This window comes from Aerococcus urinae, from assembly GCF_001543175.1.
GTDB lineage: Bacteria > Bacillota > Bacilli > Lactobacillales > Aerococcaceae > Aerococcus > Aerococcus urinae.
On the sequence record NZ_CP014161.1, the window covers coordinates 730995 to 749065 of the forward strand.

Annotated in this window: 10 protein-coding genes, 25 tRNA genes and 3 rRNA genes; 35 read left to right on the forward strand and 3 right to left on the reverse strand. The window is 43.1% G+C overall.

The genetic code is table 11. From position 1 onward, the window contains the following. Nucleotides 1-62 precede the first annotated feature (62 nt). The 34 genes from AWM73_RS03305 (at nt 63) to AWM73_RS03475 (ending at nt 14977) form a co-directional block, all read left to right on the forward strand. Entirely contained in the window at nt 63-656 is a 594-nt protein-coding gene (locus AWM73_RS03305; protein ID WP_060778080.1) for a peptidylprolyl isomerase, read from the forward strand. Continuing rightward, nucleotides 656-1066: a CvfD/Ygs/GSP13 family RNA-binding post-transcriptional regulator gene (locus AWM73_RS03310; protein WP_060778081.1), complete on the forward strand. Its 411-nt coding sequence runs from the start codon at nt 656-658 to the stop codon at nt 1064-1066. The genes AWM73_RS03305 and AWM73_RS03310 overlap by 1 nt, the downstream gene beginning before the upstream one ends. Before the next feature lie 2 nt (nt 1067-1068). After that, nucleotides 1069-2418: a glucose-6-phosphate isomerase gene (locus AWM73_RS03315; RefSeq protein ID WP_060778082.1), complete on the forward strand. Its 1350-nt coding sequence runs from the start codon at nt 1069-1071 to the stop codon at nt 2416-2418. 484 nt (nt 2419-2902) lie between these two features. Then, a 16S ribosomal RNA gene (locus AWM73_RS03325) occupies nt 2903-4450 on the forward strand. 82 nt (nt 4451-4532) lie between these two features. Then, nucleotides 4533-4606 (forward strand) — tRNA-Ile (locus tag AWM73_RS03330). A gap of 34 nt (nt 4607-4640) precedes the next feature. Next, nucleotides 4641-4713 (forward strand) — tRNA-Ala (locus tag AWM73_RS03335). Nucleotides 4714-4879: 166 nt separating this feature from the next. Beyond that, nucleotides 4880-7783, forward strand: a 23S ribosomal RNA gene (locus AWM73_RS03340). Nucleotides 7784-7860: 77 nt separating this feature from the next. After that, nucleotides 7861-7976 (forward strand): 5S ribosomal RNA (gene rrf / locus AWM73_RS03345). The 16S, 23S and 5S rRNA genes sit together here with 24 tRNA genes alongside, the layout of an rRNA operon. Nucleotides 7977-7986: 10 nt before the next feature. After that, nucleotides 7987-8059 (forward strand) — tRNA-Val (locus AWM73_RS03350). A gap of 4 nt (nt 8060-8063) precedes the next feature. Further along, nucleotides 8064-8136, forward strand: a tRNA-Lys gene (locus AWM73_RS03355). A gap of 7 nt (nt 8137-8143) precedes the next feature. Further along, nucleotides 8144-8225 (forward strand) — tRNA-Leu (locus tag AWM73_RS03360). Nucleotides 8226-8236: 11 nt separating this feature from the next. Further along, a tRNA-Thr gene (locus AWM73_RS03365) sits at nt 8237-8309 on the forward strand. An 11-nt stretch (nt 8310-8320) separates the two neighbouring features. Further along, a tRNA-Gly gene (locus tag AWM73_RS03370) sits at nt 8321-8392 on the forward strand. Nucleotides 8393-8424: 32 nt separating this feature from the next. Then, a tRNA-Leu gene (locus tag AWM73_RS03375) sits at nt 8425-8510 on the forward strand. 18 nt (nt 8511-8528) lie between these two features. Beyond that, nucleotides 8529-8602, forward strand: a tRNA-Arg gene (locus AWM73_RS03380). A gap of 4 nt (nt 8603-8606) precedes the next feature. Continuing rightward, nucleotides 8607-8680: transfer RNA gene (locus tag AWM73_RS03385), tRNA-Pro, on the forward strand. A 5-nt stretch (nt 8681-8685) separates the two neighbouring features. Beyond that, a tRNA-Ala gene (locus tag AWM73_RS03390) sits at nt 8686-8758 on the forward strand. Between the two features lie 14 nt (nt 8759-8772). Next, nucleotides 8773-8846, forward strand: a tRNA-Met gene (locus AWM73_RS03395). 9 nt (nt 8847-8855) lie between these two features. Further along, a tRNA-Ile gene (locus AWM73_RS03400) sits at nt 8856-8929 on the forward strand. Nucleotides 8930-8947: 18 nt separating this feature from the next. Further along, nucleotides 8948-9037 (forward strand) — tRNA-Ser (locus tag AWM73_RS03405). An 11-nt stretch (nt 9038-9048) separates the two neighbouring features. Then, nucleotides 9049-9121: transfer RNA gene (locus AWM73_RS03410), tRNA-Met, on the forward strand. 17 nt (nt 9122-9138) lie between these two features. Continuing rightward, a tRNA-Asp gene (locus AWM73_RS03415) sits at nt 9139-9211 on the forward strand. Between the two features lie 3 nt (nt 9212-9214). Next, nucleotides 9215-9285, forward strand: a tRNA-Gly gene (locus tag AWM73_RS03420). 10 nt (nt 9286-9295) lie between these two features. Continuing rightward, nucleotides 9296-9369 (forward strand) — tRNA-Ile (locus AWM73_RS03425). Between the two features lie 12 nt (nt 9370-9381). Further along, a tRNA-Ser gene (locus tag AWM73_RS03430) sits at nt 9382-9469 on the forward strand. A gap of 9 nt (nt 9470-9478) precedes the next feature. Further along, nucleotides 9479-9550, forward strand: a tRNA-Glu gene (locus AWM73_RS03435). A 34-nt stretch (nt 9551-9584) separates the two neighbouring features. Beyond that, a tRNA-Met gene (locus AWM73_RS03440) sits at nt 9585-9657 on the forward strand. Between the two features lie 23 nt (nt 9658-9680). Next, nucleotides 9681-9753 (forward strand) — tRNA-Asp (locus AWM73_RS03445). A gap of 12 nt (nt 9754-9765) precedes the next feature. Further along, nucleotides 9766-9838 (forward strand) — tRNA-Phe (locus AWM73_RS03450). Between the two features lie 15 nt (nt 9839-9853). Beyond that, a tRNA-Glu gene (locus AWM73_RS03455) sits at nt 9854-9925 on the forward strand. A gap of 223 nt (nt 9926-10148) precedes the next feature. Then, entirely contained in the window at nt 10149-10889 is a 741-nt protein-coding gene (locus tag AWM73_RS03460; RefSeq protein WP_060778084.1) for a DeoR/GlpR family DNA-binding transcription regulator, read from the forward strand. Then, a complete protein-coding gene (gene pfkB / locus AWM73_RS03465) occupies nt 10886-11806 on the forward strand; it encodes a 1-phosphofructokinase (RefSeq protein ID WP_060778085.1) in 921 nt (306 codons plus the stop codon). Before AWM73_RS03460 ends, pfkB begins: the two co-directional genes overlap by 4 nt. Nucleotides 11807-11824: 18 nt before the next feature. Continuing rightward, nucleotides 11825-13822 carry a PTS fructose transporter subunit IIABC gene (locus tag AWM73_RS03470; RefSeq protein ID WP_060778086.1) on the forward strand — a complete coding sequence of 666 codons (1998 nt, stop codon included), beginning with the start codon at nt 11825-11827 and terminating at the stop codon, nt 13820-13822. Between the two features lie 333 nt (nt 13823-14155). Then, nucleotides 14156-14977 (forward strand): MetQ/NlpA family ABC transporter substrate-binding protein, encoded by an 822-nt coding sequence (locus AWM73_RS03475; RefSeq protein ID WP_060778087.1) that lies wholly within the window; start codon nt 14156-14158, stop codon nt 14975-14977. A gap of 128 nt (nt 14978-15105) precedes the next feature. Here the strand turns inward: AWM73_RS03475 and AWM73_RS03480 are convergent, their stop codons facing one another. From AWM73_RS03480 to AWM73_RS03490, 3 genes are all read right to left on the reverse strand, one after another. Continuing rightward, on the reverse strand, nt 15106-15786 hold the full coding sequence (locus tag AWM73_RS03480) for a hypothetical protein (protein ID WP_060778088.1): 681 nt from the start codon (nt 15784-15786) through the stop codon (nt 15106-15108). A 22-nt stretch (nt 15787-15808) separates the two neighbouring features. Further along, entirely contained in the window at nt 15809-16495 is a 687-nt protein-coding gene (locus tag AWM73_RS03485) for an Ltp family lipoprotein (RefSeq protein WP_060778089.1), read from the reverse strand. 493 nt (nt 16496-16988) lie between these two features. Continuing rightward, a tRNA-Arg gene (locus tag AWM73_RS03490) sits at nt 16989-17060 on the reverse strand. A 281-nt stretch (nt 17061-17341) separates the two neighbouring features. Between AWM73_RS03490 and clpP the strand changes: the two genes are divergently transcribed. Further along, the gene (gene clpP / locus AWM73_RS03495; RefSeq protein WP_060778090.1) at nt 17342-17944 is read left to right on the forward strand and encodes an ATP-dependent Clp endopeptidase proteolytic subunit ClpP; all 603 of its coding nucleotides are present in this window, start codon (nt 17342-17344) and stop codon (nt 17942-17944) included. Nucleotides 17945-18071: the final 127 nt, after the last annotated feature.

Genomic DNA, 18071 nt, shown 5'->3' on the forward strand with positions numbered 1-18071 from the left:
TATTGAAAGTCTTCTATACAAAAATTTGCGATCTTGGTACAATTAAACTAAGGAGGTAAATAATGAACTATCTACAACTGGAAAGCAATGATCAGAATCCTACTGCAACAATTAAAACCACTTTAGGGGATATTACCCTCATTTTATACCCTCAGGTAGCGCCCAAGACAGTGAAAAACTTTATTGAACTGAGTCAATCTGGGTATTATGACGGGGTTATTTTCCACCGGGTCATTCCAAACTTTATGATTCAGGGTGGCGACCCAACCGGAACGGGTAGAGGGGGAGAAAGTATCTACGGCAGTGCATTTGAAGATGAGTTTTCTAATCAAGTCTTCAACTTTAACGGAGCTCTCTCCATGGCTAACGCTGGGCCAAATACCAATGGCTCGCAATTCTTTATCGTCTCTGCTCAAGAAGTGCCCCAAGCCATGTTAGACCAGATGAAGGCACTCTCTTGGCCTGAAGAGGTTATTGAGAACTATGCACAAAAGGGTGGAACCCCTTGGCTCGATCACAAACATACGGTATTTGGTCAAGTAGTCGATGGGATGGATGTTGTCTATCAGATCGAAGCAGTCGAGCGAGACAGCCATGATAAACCCTTAGAAGACGTCTCAATTGTTACGATTGATATTGAAGGCCTTGATCAGTAATGGAGCGTCAAGAAAACTATCGGATTGGCGATATTCTTAATGGAACAGTGACTGGCATTCAATCCTATGGTTTATTCATTAAATTGGACTCTCATTGTCATGGCTTGGTTCATATTTCTGAAGTTGACCATGGCTATGTCACCAATCTCGAAGAACGTTTTTCGATTGGTGACCAGGTCAAAGTAAAAATCATCGATATCGATGAATACACCAAGAAAATCAGTTTATCGATTCGGGCCCTTAAAGCAACCAACACCCCAAATTTTCCAGCGCGGATAAAGAAACCCAAGCGGCGTCACACACCACAAATAGGTTTTAAAACAATCAATAAAAAAATGCCTGAGTGGATTGAAAACTCGTTAGCGGATATTCGATCAGGTAAGATTAAAGATTATCGATTGGAGGAATAACATTGTCTACATTAACTTTTGATTATTCAAAAACACAACATTTTATTCAAGAACATGAATTAGACTACCTACAACCCTTTGTGAGCGTAGCAGACAAAATGCTACGTGAAAAGACAGGACAAGGTGCTGATTTTACGGATTGGGTAACTCTTCCAGCAGACTATGACAAAGAAGAATATGCCCGTCTAAAAGCAGCTGCCAAACGAATCCAGGCCGACTCAGATGTTTTAGTGGTTCTTGGTATTGGGGGCTCTTATTTAGGAGCTAAAGCAGCCATTGACTTTTTAAGTCATCAATTTATTAACTACTTCCCAGCTGATAAAAGAGACTATCCTCAAATTTTATTTGCCGGTAACAGTTTAAGCTCAACTTACCTTAGCGAATTAATTGAAGTGATTGGTGACCGTGATTTCTCAGTCAATGTTATTAGTAAATCAGGAACTACTACTGAAACAGCCATTGCCTTTAGAATCTTTAAGCAATTACTAGAAGATAAATATGGCAAAGAAGCTGCTAAACAACGGATTTATGCGACAACTGATAAAGCAAAAGGTGCCTTACGAGAAGAAGCCGATAAAGAAGGCTATGAGACCTTTATTATTCCTGACGGGGTTGGGGGTCGTTTTACGGTTTTAACTCCCGTTGGTCTTTTACCAATTGCGGTGAGTGGTGCTGATACAGATGCCCTCCTTGAAGGGGCTAAGCAAGCCATGGAAGACCTATCAGACGCAGACTTAAAGAAAAATAGTGCCTATCAATATGCAGGCCTAAGAAACATTCTTCACCGTAAAGGTTATGACACAGAAATCTTAGTGAACTATGAACCCAAGATGCAATACTTTGCAGAGTGGTGGAAACAATTATTCGGTGAATCTGAAGGAAAAGACCAAAAAGGGATTTATCCATCTTCTGCTAACTTCTCTACCGACTTGCATTCGATTGGGCAATCTATCCAAGACGGAAAACGGAACCTGATGGAAACTGTTATCAAAGTTGATACACCTGAAAGAAATATTGATATTCCTCGCTTAGACAGTGACTTAGATGGACTTTCCTACCTAGAAGGCAAGGACTTGGATTATGTAAATACTAAGGCTTTTCAAGGAACCTTGTTAGCCCATACGGACGGTCGCGTACCTAACTTTGTTATCCATATTGAAGAAATGGATGCTTATCATTTAGGTTACATGATTTACTTCTTTGAATTGACAGTAGGGATGAGTGGTTATCTCAACGGCGTTAATCCATTTAACCAACCTGGCGTAGAAGCATATAAGAAAAATATGTTTGCTTTACTCGGAAAACCAGGATTCGAGGATTTAGCGGATGAACTTAACCAACGCTTAGATTAATTTAAAACTAATAATCACTTTTATTAATTAAACTAATAGGCTATAAAAACTGAAAAATCAGGCTTTTAGAAGAGGAGTTTCATTAAGAAGCTTCTCTTTTTTTATGTATTTCAAACTTTTTTGGAAAAATCTATTGACTTTGATAGCAAAACATTATATTATATTTCTTGTCGCTGATGAGCGGAGCAAAACACAGTTGTTAAATCTTCGCTCGTTCTCAAAGAACCAACAAAATTTATTTCTTCATTTTGAGAGAAAGTTCAACAAAAAAATAAATTTTAAAAAGTTCTTGACAAAGAGGTGACAGTTGCGGTATGATATTAAAGTCGCAACAAGCGATATAGACCTTTGAAAACTGAACAAAGAAGACGAACCAAATGTGTAGGGCATCAACATTTTGTTGATGAACCAACAATTTAAACAATAAGTCTAGACCAGACTATAACTAGTCAGCAAACAAATGAGCTATCAACGCTCATGATTCTTTCATGAGAGTTTGATCCTGGCTCAGGACGAACGCTGGCGGCGTGCCTAATACATGCAAGTCGAGCGAACCGACGAAGTGCTTGCACTTCTGACGTTAGCGGCGGACGGGTGAGTAACACGTAAGGAACCTACCGATAAGCGGGGGACAACATCCGGAAACGGGTGCTAATACCGCATAGGAAACACCACCTCATGGTGGTGTTTGGAAAGACGGCTTTGCTGTCACTTATCGATGGCCTTGCGGTGCATTAGCTCGTTGGTGGGGTAACGGCCTACCAAGGCAATGATGCATAGCCGACCTGAGAGGGTAATCGGCCACATTGGGACTGAGACACGGCCCAAACTCCTACGGGAGGCAGCAGTAGGGAATCTTCCGCAATGGGCGCAAGCCTGACGGAGCAACGCCGCGTGAGTGAAGAAGGTTTTCGGATCGTAAAGCTCTGTTGTAAGAGAAGAACAAATTGGAGAGTAACTGCTCCAGTCTTGACGGTATCTTACCAGAAAGCCACGGCTAACTACGTGCCAGCAGCCGCGGTAATACGTAGGTGGCAAGCGTTGTCCGGATTTATTGGGCGTAAAGGGGGCGCAGGCGGTTTCTTAAGTCTGATGTGAAAGCCCACGGCTTAACCGTGGAAGTGCATTGGAAACTGGGGAACTTGAGTACAGAAGAGGAAAGTGGAACTCCATGTGTAGCGGTGGAATGCGTAGATATATGGAAGAACACCAGTGGCGAAGGCGACTTTCTGGTCTGTCACTGACGCTGAGGCCCGAAAGCGTGGGTAGCAAACAGGATTAGATACCCTGGTAGTCCACGCCGTAAACGATGAGTGCTAGGTGTTGGAGGGTTTCCACCCTTCAGTGCCGGAGTTAACGCATTAAGCACTCCGCCTGGGGAGTACGGCCGCAAGGCTGAAACTCAAAGGAATTGACGGGGACCCGCACAAGCGGTGGAGCATGTGGTTTAATTCGAAGCAACGCGAAGAACCTTACCAAGTCTTGACATCCTTTGACCACTCTAGAGATAGAGCTTTCCCTTCGGGGACAAAGTGACAGGTGGTGCATGGTTGTCGTCAGCTCGTGTCGTGAGATGTTGGGTTAAGTCCCGCAACGAGCGCAACCCTTATTGTTAGTTGCCAGCATTCAGTTGGGCACTCTAGCGAGACTGCCGGTGACAAACCGGAGGAAGGCGGGGATGACGTCAAATCATCATGCCCCTTATGACTTGGGCTACACACGTGCTACAATGGATGGTACAACGAGCAGCGACCTTGTGAAAGCAAGCGAATCTCTTAAAGCCATTCTCAGTTCGGATTGTAGTCTGCAACTCGACTACATGAAGCCGGAATCGCTAGTAATCGCGGATCAGCACGCCGCGGTGAATACGTTCCCGGGTCTTGTACACACCGCCCGTCACACCACGAGAGTTTGTAACACCTGAAGTCGGTGAGGTAACCTTTGGAGCCAGCCGCCGAAGGTGGGACAGATGATTGGGGTGAAGTCGTAACAAGGTAGCCGTAGGTGAACCTGCGGCTGGATCACCTCCTTTCTAAGGATATATTCGGAATGCATATTTGAGTCTTCTTTGTTTAGTTTTGAGAGGTCTATTCACATGGTTGATGGATTTAACCGGGCCTGTAGCTCAGCTGGTTAGAGCGCACCCCTGATAAGGGTGAGGTCGATGGTTCGAGTCCATTCAGGCCCATTACATGTTTATTAAATGACCATAACTCATACCCGGGGGATTAGCTCAGCTGGGAGAGCGCCTGCTTTGCAAGCAGGAGGTCAGCGGTTCGATCCCGCTATCCTCCATTGCAACGGAAACGTTGCAGATTGTTCTTTGAAAACTGAATACTATCATAACATTCCGCATTTCTATTTTTTGCGAGATAGAAATGTCAATAAACCAATTTTACCAAGCGTAAAAACCGAAAAAGAAAGAGTTTTAAAACTTTTCGCATCATACAACTTAACCGGTGGTTAAGTGAATAAGGGCGTACGGTGAATGCCTTGGCACTAGGAGCCGATGAAGGACGGGACGAACACCGATATGCTTCGGGGAGCTGTAAGTAAGCTTTGATCCGGAGATTTCCGAATGGGGGAACCTCATTGTTTTAATCGACAATGGTCCACTCAGTGAACACATAGTTGAGCGGACGGTAGACGTGGTGAACTGAAACATCTCAGTAGCCACAGGAAGAGAAAGAAAAATCGATTTCCCGAGTAGCGGCGAGCGAAACGGAAAGAGGCCAAACCAGCGTGCTTGCATGCTGGGGTTGTAGGACTGATGGACGGGAGTGAATGAGCTAGTCGAACGCCATGGAAAGGGCGATCAGAGAGGGTGACAATCCCGTAGGCGAAAGCTCAGCCACCTCATTCAGTATCCTGAGTACGGCGGTACACGTGAAATTCCGTCGGAATCCGCCAGGACCATCTGGCAAGCCTAAATACTCCCTAGTGACCGATAGTGAACCAGTACCGTGAGGGAAAGGTGAAAAGCACCCCGGAAGGGGAGTGAAAGAGTACCTGAAACCGTATGCCTACAAGCAGTCAGAGCCCGTTAAGGGGTGATGGCGTACTTTTTGTAGAACGGACCGGCGAGTGACGATAGCAAGCAAGGTTAAGCTGAAGAAGCGGAGCCACAGCGAAAGCGAGTCTGAAGAGGGCGTTGAGTTTGTTGTCGTCGACCCGAAACCAAGTGATCTACTCATGTCCAGGCTGAAGGTGTGGTAAAACACACTGGAGGGCCGAACCCACGTCTGTTGAAAAAGGCGGGGATGAGGTGTGGGTAGCGGTGAAATTCCAATCGAACTTGGAGATAGCTGGTTCTCTCCGAAATAGCTTTAGGGCTAGCCTCGGATGATGACTATTGGAGGTAGAGCACTGTTTGATCGAGGGGTCCATCCTGGATTACCGACATCTGATAAACTCCGAATGCCAAATAGTTTAGTCCGGGAGTCAGACTGCGAGTGATAAGATCCGTAGTCGAAAGGGAAAGAGCCCAGACCACCAGCTAAGGTCCCAAAGTTTCAGTTAAGTGGAAAAGGATGTGGGGTTGCTTAGACAACTAGGATGTTGGCTTAGAAGCAGCCATCATTGAAAGAGTGCGTAATAGCTCACTAGTCGAGTGACCCTGCGCCGAAAATGTACCGGGGCTAAACTGAACACCGAAGCTGTGGATCCGTAGGATGGTAGGAGAGCGTTCTATAGGCAGAGAAGCATGATCGTGAGGACATGTGGAGCGTATAGAAGTGAGAATGCCGGTATGAGTAGCGAAAGACGGGTGAGAATCCCGTCCACCGAATGACTAAGGTTTCCTGGGGAAGGCTCGTCCTCCCAGGGTTAGTCGGGACCTAAGCCGAGACCGAAAGGGATAGGCGATGGACAACAGGTTGAGATTCCTGTACTTGTTTGATTTGTTTGAGCGATGGAAGGACACAGAAGGCTAAGCGGAGCGCGGAGATGGAAAAACGCGTCCAAGCAATGAGTGAGAAGGTGAGTGAAAGGCTTGCCTCAGACTTCATGAGTTGTGACGGGGAGGGAAATAAAGTACCGAAGCCGCCGACGTCACGCTGTCAAGAAAAGTTTCTAGTGAGAATCAAACAACCCGTACCGCAAACCGACACAGGTAGTCGAGTGGAGAACACTAAGGTGAGCGAGCGAACTCTCGTTAAGGAACTCGGCAAAATGACCCCGTAACTTCGGGAGAAGGGGTGCTGACCGCAAGGTCAGCCGCAGTGAATAGGCCCAAGCGACTGTTTATCAAAAACATAGGTCTCTGCCAAATCGAAAGATGATGTATAGAGGCTGACGCCTGCCCGGTGCTGGAAGGTTAAGAGGAAGGGTTAGCGTATGCGAAGCTCTGAATTGAAGCCCCAGTAAACGGCGGCCGTAACTATAACGGTCCTAAGGTAGCGAAATTCCTTGTCAGGTAAGTTCTGACCCGCACGAAAGGCGTAACGATTTGGGCACTGTCTCAACGAGAGGCTCGGTGAAATTGTAGTACCAGTGAAGATGCTGGTTACCCGCGACAGGACGGAAAGACCCCATGGAGCTTTACTGTAGGTTGATATTGAATGTTTGTGCCACATGTACAGGATAGGTAGGAGCCATCGAAGTCGGGACGCTAGTCTCGATGGAGGCACTGGTGGGATACTACCCTTGTGGGATGACCATTCTAACCCGCGACCATTAGCTGGTCGGGAGACAGTGTCAGTCAGGCAGTTTGACTGGGGCGGTCGCCTCCTAAAGTGTAACGGAGGCGCCCAAAGGTTCCCTCAGAATGGTTGGAAATCATTCGCAGAGTGTAAAGGCAGAAGGGAGCTTGACTGCGAGACCTACAAGTCGAGCAGGGACGAAAGTCGGGCTTAGTGATCCGGTGGTTCCGCATGGAAGGGCCATCGCTCAACGGATAAAAGCTACCCTGGGGATAACAGGCTTATCTCCCCCAAGAGTTCACATCGACGGGGAGGTTTGGCACCTCGATGTCGGCTCATCGCATCCTGGGGCTGAAGTCGGTCCCAAGGGTTGGGCTGTTCGCCCATTAAAGCGGTACGCGAGCTGGGTTCAGAACGTCGTGAGACAGTTCGGTCCCTATCCGTCGCGGGCGTTGGAAATTTGAGAGGAGCTGTCCTTAGTACGAGAGGACCGGGATGGACACACCGCTGGTGTACCAGTTGTTCCACCAGGAGCATGGCTGGGTAGCTATGTGTGGACGGGATAAGCGCTGAAAGCATCTAAGCGTGAAGCCCCCCTCAAGATGAGATTTCCCATACTTTAAAAGTAGTAAGACCCCTGAAAGACGATCAGGTTGATAGGTTTGGAGTGGAAGCTTAGTAATAAGTGGAGCGGACAAATACTAATTGGTCGAGGACTTATCCAAAGGATAAGGTTGTATGAAGGTTTAAGGAAGGCATGATAGATTCAGTTTTGAGCGAACAAGCTCAAAAAAATAAATTGTACGGTGACGATGGCAAGAAGGACCCACCTGTATCCATCCCGAACACAGCAGTTAAGCTTCTTAGCGCCGAATGTAGTTGGGGGTTGCCCCCTGTGAGACTAGGACGTTGCCGTGCAATATTTTATGGAGAATTAGCTCAGCTGGGAGAGCGTCTGCCTTACAAGCAGAATGTCGGGGGTTCGAGCCCCTCATTCTCCATTATGATTCGTTAGCTCAGTTGGTAGAGCATCTGACTTTTAATCAGAGGGTCGGGAGTTCGAGCCTCCCACGGATCATTTACATGCGGGTGTGGCGGAATTGGCAGACGCACCAGATTTAGGATCTGGCGCCGAGAGGCGTGGGGGTTCAAGTCCCTTCACCCGCACTAATATAAAAGCCGGCTTAGCTCAGTTGGTAGAGCATCTGATTTGTAATCAGGGGGTCGAGGGTTCAAGTCCTTTAGCCGGCATTATATCTCATGCGGAAGTAGTTCAGTGGTAGAACATCACCTTGCCAAGGTGGGGGTCGCGGGTTCGAATCCCGTCTTCCGCTTAGCCAAATGGCTTAAAATTAAATATTATTATGCCGGGGTGGCGGAACAGGCAGACGCACGGGACTTAAAATCCCGCGGTGGTTAAACACCGTACCGGTTCGATTCCGGTCCTCGGCATAAGTTTTTTATAAATAGGCACCCATGGCTCAACTGGATAGAGTACCTGACTACGAATCAGGCGGTTGCAGGTTCGAATCCTGCTGGGTGCATTATCGGGAAATAGCTCAGCTTGGTAGAGCACTTGGTTTGGGACCAAGGGGTCGCAGGTTCGAATCCTGTTTTCCCGACTTTGGGGGGATTAGCTCAGCTGGGAGAGCGCCTGCTTTGCAAGCAGGAGGTCAGCGGTTCGATCCCGCTATCCTCCATTACATTATAATTTGGCGGTGTAGCTCAGCTGGCTAGAGCGTCCGGTTCATACCCGGGAGGTCGGGGGTTCGATCCCCTCCGCCGCTATTAATGTTCGGACCTTTAGCTCAGTTGGTTAGAGCAGACGGCTCATAACCGTCCGGCCGTAGGTTCGAGTCCTACAAGGTCCATCTTGTTAATTATATTATGGAGGATTACCCAAGTCTGGCTGAAGGGAACGGTCTTGAAAACCGTCAGGCGGGTCAAACCGCGCAAGGGTTCGAATCCCTTATCCTCCTTTACTTATTATCGCGGAGTAGAGCAGCTGGTAGCTCGTCGGGCTCATAACCCGGAGGTCGCAGGTTCGAATCCTGCCTCCGCAATTATTCAAAATTGAATAGGTCCGGTGGTGTAGGGGTTAACATGCCTCCCTGTCACGGAGGAGATCGCGGGTTCAAATCCCGTCCGGACCGTATGCGGGTGTAGTTTAGTGGTAAAACCACAGCCTTCCAAGCTGTTGTCGCGAGTTCGATTCTCGTCACCCGCTTACATTATATGGGCCTGTAGCTCAGCTGGTTAGAGCGCACCCCTGATAAGGGTGAGGTCGATGGTTCGAGTCCATTCAGGCCCATTTATAATTTGTGGAGGATTACTCAAGAGGCCGAAGAGGACGGTTTGCTAAATCGTTAGGTCGGGAAACTGACGCAAGGGTTCGAATCCCTTATCCTCCGTTATCCAATGGCCCGTTGGTCAAGCGGTTAAGACACCGCCCTTTCACGGCGGTAACACGGGTTCGATTCCCGTACGGGTCATATTTAGGTATTATCCTAATGGAGATATTGACATCGCGGAGTAGAGCAGCTGGCAGCTCGTCGGGCTCATAACCCGGAGGTCACAGGTTCGAATCCTGTCTCCGCAATTTTATTTTACCTAAATTTTTCAGGTCCGGTGGTGTAGGGGTTAACATGCCTCCCTGTCACGGAGGAGATCGCGGGTTCAAATCCCGTCCGGACCGTTTCATTTTTAAGGTCCGATAGCTCAGTTGGTAGAGCACTTGATTGAAGCTCAAGGTGTCGGCAGTTCGATTCTGTCTCGGACCATAAAAAATATATTTTGGCCCGTTGGTCAAGCGGTTAAGACACCGCCCTTTCACGGCGGTAACACGGGTTCGATTCCCGTACGGGTCATATTTAAGCAACTCTATAAAGGGTTGCTTTTTTATTTGTCTAAATATATTTTCTGACTTTGTTCAATATGATAGATAAAATACACTTTATTCTGCAAAATCTGTCAAAAATTGGCCCTTTTTGATAGAATATGAAAGAAAATGATTGATTAACAGCTGGATTTCCTTTATAATATCCTATGTTAAAAGAGAAAACGATTTCAATTAATGGAGGGAGGTAGATTATGCTTACCGAAGAAAGGCAAAAGTATATTATGGAAGCCTTAACCAAAGTCCCTATCTTAAATCTTCAAGAGGTATCAAAACAGTTAGCTGTTTCTGAATCAACTATTAGAAGAGATTTTGATAGTTTGGAAAAGGCGGGGAAATTAGAACGTATTCATGGTGGAGCCAAAAGAGTTCAGCAACGTAATATGGAAGCTTCCTTATCCGAGAAAAGCCAAGTGAATGTTTTAGAAAAACAACTCATTGGAAAATTAGCCGGAGAAATGGTTGCTGATCATGATACGATTTATCTTGATTCTGGTACCACGACGATTGAAATGATTCCCTGGATTATTAATAAGGAAATTATTGTTGTGACTAATGGCCTGGAAGTTGCCCAAGCTCTCTATCAATCACAGATCCATACCATTGTTGTGGGCGGTGAAATTAAAGAAAGTACGGGAACCTTGATCGGTGGCATAGCCTTATCTCAGGTTCAATCTTTTAACTTTGATAAAGCTTTTATAGGAATGAATGGCATTGATCTTGATACCGGATATACCACACCTGACATAGAGGAAGCACAAATTAAGAAAGCGGCAATTGACCATAGTCGTTACCGTTATATCTTGGCTGATGCAAGTAAATTTGACCAAAGTACTTTCTGTCACGTCTGTGACTTAGACCGAGCTGTTTTATTAACTAATGAGAGCAATTCAAAATATGAAAACTATATGAAAATTATGGAGGTATCTCAATGATTTATACCATTACCTTTAATCCCGCTGTGGATTTAGTAATGCAAGTTGATGATATAAAATTAGGTGACCTAAACCGATCCCATGAAGACCACTATGTGGCAGGTGGTAAAGGGATTAATGCATCAGTCGTCTTCCAGCGTTTAGGGAAAGAAAATATTGCCACTGGTTTTATTGGTGGATTTTCCGGTCAATTCATTATTGATGAATTAGAAGCTGAAGGGGTCAATACCCATTTTATTGAACTCGACCAGCCTACTCGGATTAATGTGAAGCTCAAAGGCCCACAAGAAACCGAAATTAATGCCCAAGGACCAAGAGTCGATGCTGATAAATTCCAAGAATTAATGACTTACTTGAATGAAGAACTGACAGAAAATGATACTGTCTTTCTAGCAGGAAATGCCGCTCCTGGATTGGATGAGGAAGCTTATATCCGTATTGCTAAATTATGCTTAGAGAAAAAAGTTAATTTTGTTTTAGATTCTAATAAGCAATTATTAAAAGCCTGTTTAGAATATAAACCTTTTATTATTAAACCAAACCGCGAAGAACTTGGTGAACTATTCGAAACTCAGATTGAATCAGATGCTGATTTAATTAAATATGCCAAGGCCTTACAGGAAGCTGGGGCTTTAAATGTCTTAGTATCCCTAGGTGGTGATGGGAGCTTACTGTTGACTGAAGCGGGAGATATCTACCGGGCCAATGTGCCTACTGGGAAGGTTATAAACTCTGTAGGAGCTGGCGATTCCATGTTGTCTGGCTTTATCAGTGCTTACGTTGAAAGTAAGGACTATGCCGAATCATTAAAAATCGCTGCAGCTACTGGATCAGGAACAGCCTTTTCCGTTGGAATTACGACGAAGGACTTAGTTGAAGAATTAGTTGATCAAATTGTCGTTAAGAAAGAAAATTAAAAAGGAGGATTCAAAGCAATGAAATTATCTGATTTATTTGTCAAAGAGGCTATGGATCTCAATTTACAAACTGATAGTAAAAAAGATACCCTAGTCCATCTAGCTAAGCGTTTCTCAGATTGTGGAGGCGTCAGTGATGCCCAAGCTTATGTGGAAAAATTAGAAGCCAGGGAAGCTCAATCTACTACTGGCGTTGGTGATGAAATTGCCATTCCTCATGCCCAACATGAATCAATCAAAGAAGCTGCTATTATTTTTGCTCGGAGCGCTGAAGGAATTGAATGGGAATCCTTTGACGGTCAACCGGCTAAATTAATCTTTATGATTGCTGCTCCAGAAGGGGGCGGTGGTGAACACCTGAAGGCCTTAGCGCAATTGTCTAAAGTCTTGTTAAAAGACGGAGTCAAAGATGCTTTATTAAAAGCAGAAAGTCCTGATGAAGTCCTAGAAATTATCAAGGCTCATGATGAAAGTGAAGAGGCAGCGGAAGAAAAGAGTGAAGCCAAAGCTGCACCAGTTGAAGCGGATAAGACTGATAGTACTGATAATGATGTATATATCGTTGCCGTGACCGCTTGTCCAACTGGGATCGCCCATACCTATATGGCGGAAGAACGCTTGAAAAAAGCCGGAAAAGCCGCTGGTTACCGGATTAAGGTTGAAACTAATGGTCAAAGTGGGGTAGAAAATCGTTTAACCAAAAAAGATATCGAAGAAGCAACTGCTGTCATTGTTGCTGCCGATAAACAAGTTGAAATGGCTCGTTTCGACGGCAAACCAATTATTATTGTTCCGGTTGGTGATGGTGTCAACAAGGCTGACCAATTAGTGGAACGGGCAGCCAATGACAAGCTACCCATCTATCATGCTAAGAAAGGCCAAAATGCTGAAGAAGAAGAGAGCTCAGATGGCGAAACATTAGGCCGTTTAGCTTATAAGCACTTAATGAATGGTGTTTCTCATATGTTACCATTCGTTGTTGCTGGTGGTATCTTAATTGCCTTGTCCTTCTTCTGGGGAATTACTTCCGCTGATCCAGCTGCTGATGATTACAACCAAATCGCCCAAGCCTTAAATACAGTAGGTAACTTATCCTTTGCGATGATGCTACCTATGTTGGCTGGTTTTATCGGTCATTCCATGGCAGACCGTATCGGTTTAGTGATCGGGGTTATTGGTGGTATCTGTGCGGAACCAAGTAAATTTGCTGCCTTTACTGGGGTTGGGATTTTTGAAAATTCGGTTTCCTCTGGTTTCCTTGGCGCCTTGGTTGCTGGTTTCTTAGCCGGCGGTATTGTTTGGCTATTAGAAAAATTGTTTGCCTGGCTACCTAAATCCTTAAACGGGATGAAATCGATCTTCCTATACCCAGTCCTTGGGGTATTGATTATGGGCTTCTTAATGCTCTTTGTCATCAATGGACCAATGGGTGCAGTGATGAACGGCTTAATGAGCCTTATCAATAGTATTCCACCTTCCATGACCATTATTTTAGGTTTTGTGGTTGGAGCGATGATGTCGATCGATATGGGTGGTCCGATTAATAAAGCCGCCTATGTTACCGGTACTGCCTTAGTTACCGCATCTGCTGGTGCAGGATCTAACGTGATGGCAGCCGTTATGTGTGGGGGAATGGTGCCTCCATTAGCCATTGCTATCTCTGCTACCTTGCAAAAGAGTCTCTGGACCGTAGATGAACGGAATAGTGCCTATGTCAATTATGTGATGGGAGCTGCCTTTATTACTGAAGGAGCGATTCCTTTCGCTGCTAAAGACCCGCTACACGTGATTCCACCGCTAGCTCTTGGTTCCGGAATTGCTGGAGCCTTAAGCATGTTCTTTGGCTGTGTTTCCTATGTTCCTCATGGTGGTGTATTCGCAGTCTTAGCCGGTGGGGTAACCAATGGCTTAATGTTCTTGCTCTCATGGTTAATCGGTGGGGCAATTGCAGGAATCTTACTAAACGTTTTCTTAAATCGTGCCAAAACTAGCGAAGAAGCGCAAAAAGCTGAATAACTTAAATGAGTCCTTGTGTAGTGCACAGGGACTTTTTTATGAATTGCTTAATTTATGAAAAGCCTGGTTGGCGCTCGTTTTCATCTATGATATACTTTTATCTATTGAAGATTCTTACCTTCTTAATAACTTTTTTACACAACTCAACTCAGTTATATTTAAGAATCTTTAAGTCGCTGCACGGAATGTGCAGCTTTTTTATTGTCTAATGATAGCTATTATAGATCAGCAATGAATACTTTTAAATAAGGGGAAGAACATTGTCATATCAGGCTTTAATTAGTAGAATAAAAGGGTCAACTCATTATGAGTAAAATAGTAGGAGGAATTGCAATGAAGAAATGGATTTTACGATTGATGGCCCTATTAGCTGCTTTTACCCTAGTGGCTTGTCAATCAGGCAATACTGATAGTGATAAAACGGTAAAAGTAGGGGTCGTTGGTGAGAAAAATGACGAATGGGATTACTTAAAAGATGAATTGAAGGAAAAGGAAGGCATTGACCTTGAATTGGTAAAATTTACTGATTATCGGATGCCCATTGAAGCCTTAGAGCATAATGAAATTGATATGCACGCTGCCTTAACTGAAATTTATATGGACAATATGAATAAAGAATCTGGTTACCACAACACCACGATTGGATATACCACCCTTAACCCCATGGGAGTCTTCTCCAATAAGATTGAAAGCATCGATCAAGTCAAAGAGGGGGACAAGGTAGCAGTACCGAATGATGTCTCTAATGAAAGCCGGGCACTGTTATTGCTTCAAGAAGCAGGACTAATTAAGTTAAACCCAGATAAAGGGCTCATGCCAACCGTTGAGGATATCACTGAAAATCCCAAGAATTTGGAATTCATTACCTTGGATTCTAACCAAACAGCTAGTGCTTTAAACGACGTGACGATTTCTTGCATTAATAACGATATGGCCGCTGACGCAGGCTTTGTGCCAACCAAGGATTCCATTTATTTAGAAAAGGCTACCGATAGTTCTAAGCCGTATTGGAATGTTATTGCCGTTGATGAAAAGAATAAGGATAATGAAACTTATAAGAAGATTGTGAAGTACTACCAAACCCCTGAAGTCGCTAAAATTATCGATGAAAAAAGTAATGGCTCAAGTATTCCAATTTGGGAAAGCCAAAAATAATTAAAAAAGACCTATCCCTATCTGAGGACATGCCCAGATAGCGGATGGGTCTTTGCTTTATTATAAACCGTGTGTGAGAAGGTTTGGGCAATATCCCGTTTCGCTAAGATTTAAGAGTGGACTTTTTGTTAGTCTAAATCATAAGACCACAGATCACTATTCCAATAATCATCGTCAGTTAATGATGTTTTCTTTCGTATAGTTGATCTGCGTAAAAAGTCAACCATACCTTTCATCTCTTTAAATTCATTAGAATTATACATAATTGATATAGAATAATTATTATTGTCTTTATTATAAATTAAAAGTGTTCCTATATTATCTGTATTGTCAAATGACATCGTTTCAGATTCGTTTACTTCACTAAATTGATCGGTTATTGGATAGTCAAGTTCTTTAAATAATTCAAGGATGAACCCTTTATCGACATTATAAATAGAGAAACTATTCACTCTTTTCTCATCGTCGGTGACATTTATCACACCATGGTCTTTCAATCTGTATAGTTTAAATTTATCTCTTTTTGGGGTTTCACTAATATCACCGTCTTCTTTCTCCACGCCTTTAGGGTCATATCCCGTCAATTCACATACTCTTCGTGTTGTTTGAGCAGGATTATCCTTGAGTATCCGTGGGCTTAGACGTTTACTAGAGAATACCAACAAAAGGATAAATGGGATTAGAGCAACGAGTAATATTCTTTTGACAGGATTACCTTTAATCTTTTCGTAAATAGCAATTCCTAGTAAAGCAACGGTAAAAAGCAATGACATTGTCGCCAATGTTATTGACGTAGAAGTGCTTATCATAGATTACCTCCTTATATATATTTTAGTTTGGCAAATGGTTTATAGCATATTGAGCTTCTTCCGGAGTAAATTGTTCTCCATATTGCGATACTAACTGATCATAGACTGCTGCCTTTGACATGGACATATTTGTATAGTAACTTTTAGCTTTTTCTAAAGCGTTTCTTTCCCAATTGGCTTGAACGTTATCAATAGCATATTGAGCTTCCTCGGGAGTGAATTTTTCCCCATGCTCTGAAACTAGTTGCTGGTAGAGGCCCAGCTTTGACAAAGACATATGAGAACTATAGCTCTTAGCTTTTTCTAAAGCGTTATTTTTCCAGGAAGCTTTTACATTAGTAATAGCATAATTAGCCGCTTCAGGAGAAAAATGCTCTCCATGTTCGGAAGTTAGCTGATCATAAAGCCCACTTTTTGACATGTAGAAATGATTTGAATAACTCGTGGCTTTTTGCAATGCGTTTTTATATTCTTGAGGAGTATTATCCTTTAATTTAGACTCTGAACTTTCTGTTTTGTACGTGTGAGATTCGCTTGATTTTGAATGAGATTCGCTATATTTTTTAGAAGATTCAGATGTATGGCTAGATTGAGATGCTGATGTATCTTTTTTGTCTTTATGGTCCGAATATGATCCAATAAATAGGATTATAATAATAAATATTATTAAACTTATCCCTCCAAATGCATTTTTATGATTATTTTTCATTTTTTCCCTCCTTAAATTTGTTAACAATAATTATATTAGGTCGTAAAATAAAAATAAATAAAATTTCGTATTAAGTAAATATTATTATTTTAAAATTATTTTACTTTGAATATATATCTTATAAAAAATAAACAAAGATGAGGAGAGGGGAGCTACTTACACCATAATTAATTGGTTAAACTTTGATAGGATACTTTAATCTTATAAAGAAAAGTTCAAAGCGGAATCAATTGAAGAAGGTTATATAGAAGAGATAATAGAGCAGAGAAATAGGTAACTATAAATTATTTGTGCACTAATAGAGATAAGAATGCTATAAAAAAAAGCACCCAGAGGGGCGCTACGTGCTGGTATGACAATATTCTTGATATAGAAAAGTTATAGAATTTCGAGCAAAAACTAGCTAATATTAGACTTTACTAAGTTTTAGTTAGTTCTAGATACACTGTAAAATCAACAATAGTCATTTTTAGACTTCACTGGTTTTACGAAACGCACCCAGAGGGAATCGAACCCCCATCTCAAGAACCGGAATCTTACGTGATATCCATTACACTATGGGTGCAAGCAATAAATGTATTATAGCACAAATAGCATGCTCTTGTTAAGAACTTTCTTGAAAAAAGTATTATTGATATCAATGATTTCTTACTATAGTAGCCTCACTCGCAAAATCAGATAAAGACTAGTAAAAAGCTAGCTTACTCCTGCTTTGAAGGGCGTTAATGGCAAGTTATAATAAATATCTCCAAATATTCCCCAGGAAAAGTGCCATAAGTTTATCTATTGACCTATATTGACTATTAAGGTTATAATGATTAGGAAGTTGAAAAAGGAGGAAATGAAATGAATTTAGTACCTACAGTGATTGAACAATCACCTCGTGGCGAACGCGCTTATGATATTTATTCACGCTTATTGAAAGACCGTATTATTATGCTCAGTGGAGAAGTTAATGATGATATGGCAAACAGTGTTATTGCCCAATTACTTTTCTTAGATGCTCAAGATAATGAAAAAGATATCTATATTTACATTAATAGTCCAGGGGGATCAGTAACTGCAGGAATGGCAATTTACGACACCATGCAATTTGTTAATGCCGATGTTGTCACCATAGTTACTGGTCTAGCAGCTTCTATGGGCTCAATCCTATTAATTGGCGGCACAAAAGGAAAACGTTATGCCCTACCGCATTCTGAAGTGCTTATTCACCAACCTCTAGGTGGCGTTCAAGGTCAAGCCACTGAAATTGAAATCTCAGCTCGTCATATCTTACAAACCAAGCAAACCTTAAAAGAAATTATTGCTGAACGTTCTGGTCAAGATATCGATAAAGTAGAAAAAGATATGGACCGTGATTACTGGATGACTGCCAAAGAAGCTAAGGACTATGGCATCATTGATGAAATCATGGCTTCTAACCAAGGACTAAAAGGTCAAGAATAGTATCTTAAAGCCTTGCAAGACATATACAGAATGATTACCGAGTGTAGCTTAAGTAAGTACACTCGGTTTTTATAAAATTTGGATTTTCACTGCAAAATGCTTGCGGCTGCATGATATTCTTGTTATA

Coding starts and splice junctions, on each gene's coding strand:
- AWM73_RS03305 (WP_060778080.1), top strand. CDS start 63: ATGAACTATCTACAACTGGAAAGCAATGATCAGAATCCTACTGCAACA.
- AWM73_RS03310 (WP_060778081.1), top strand. CDS start 656: ATGGAGCGTCAAGAAAACTATCGGATTGGCGATATTCTTAATGGAACA.
- AWM73_RS03460 (WP_060778084.1), top strand. CDS start 10,149: ATGCTTACCGAAGAAAGGCAAAAGTATATTATGGAAGCCTTAACCAAA.
- pfkB (WP_060778085.1), top strand. CDS start 10,886: ATGATTTATACCATTACCTTTAATCCCGCTGTGGATTTAGTAATGCAA.
- AWM73_RS03470 (WP_060778086.1), top strand. CDS start 11,825: ATGAAATTATCTGATTTATTTGTCAAAGAGGCTATGGATCTCAATTTA.
- AWM73_RS03475 (WP_060778087.1), top strand. CDS start 14,156: ATGAAGAAATGGATTTTACGATTGATGGCCCTATTAGCTGCTTTTACC.
- AWM73_RS03480 (WP_060778088.1), bottom strand. CDS start 15,786: ATGATAAGCACTTCTACGTCAATAACATTGGCGACAATGTCATTGCTT.
- AWM73_RS03485 (WP_060778089.1), bottom strand. CDS start 16,495: ATGAAAAATAATCATAAAAATGCATTTGGAGGGATAAGTTTAATAATA.
- clpP (WP_060778090.1), top strand. CDS start 17,342: ATGAATTTAGTACCTACAGTGATTGAACAATCACCTCGTGGCGAACGC.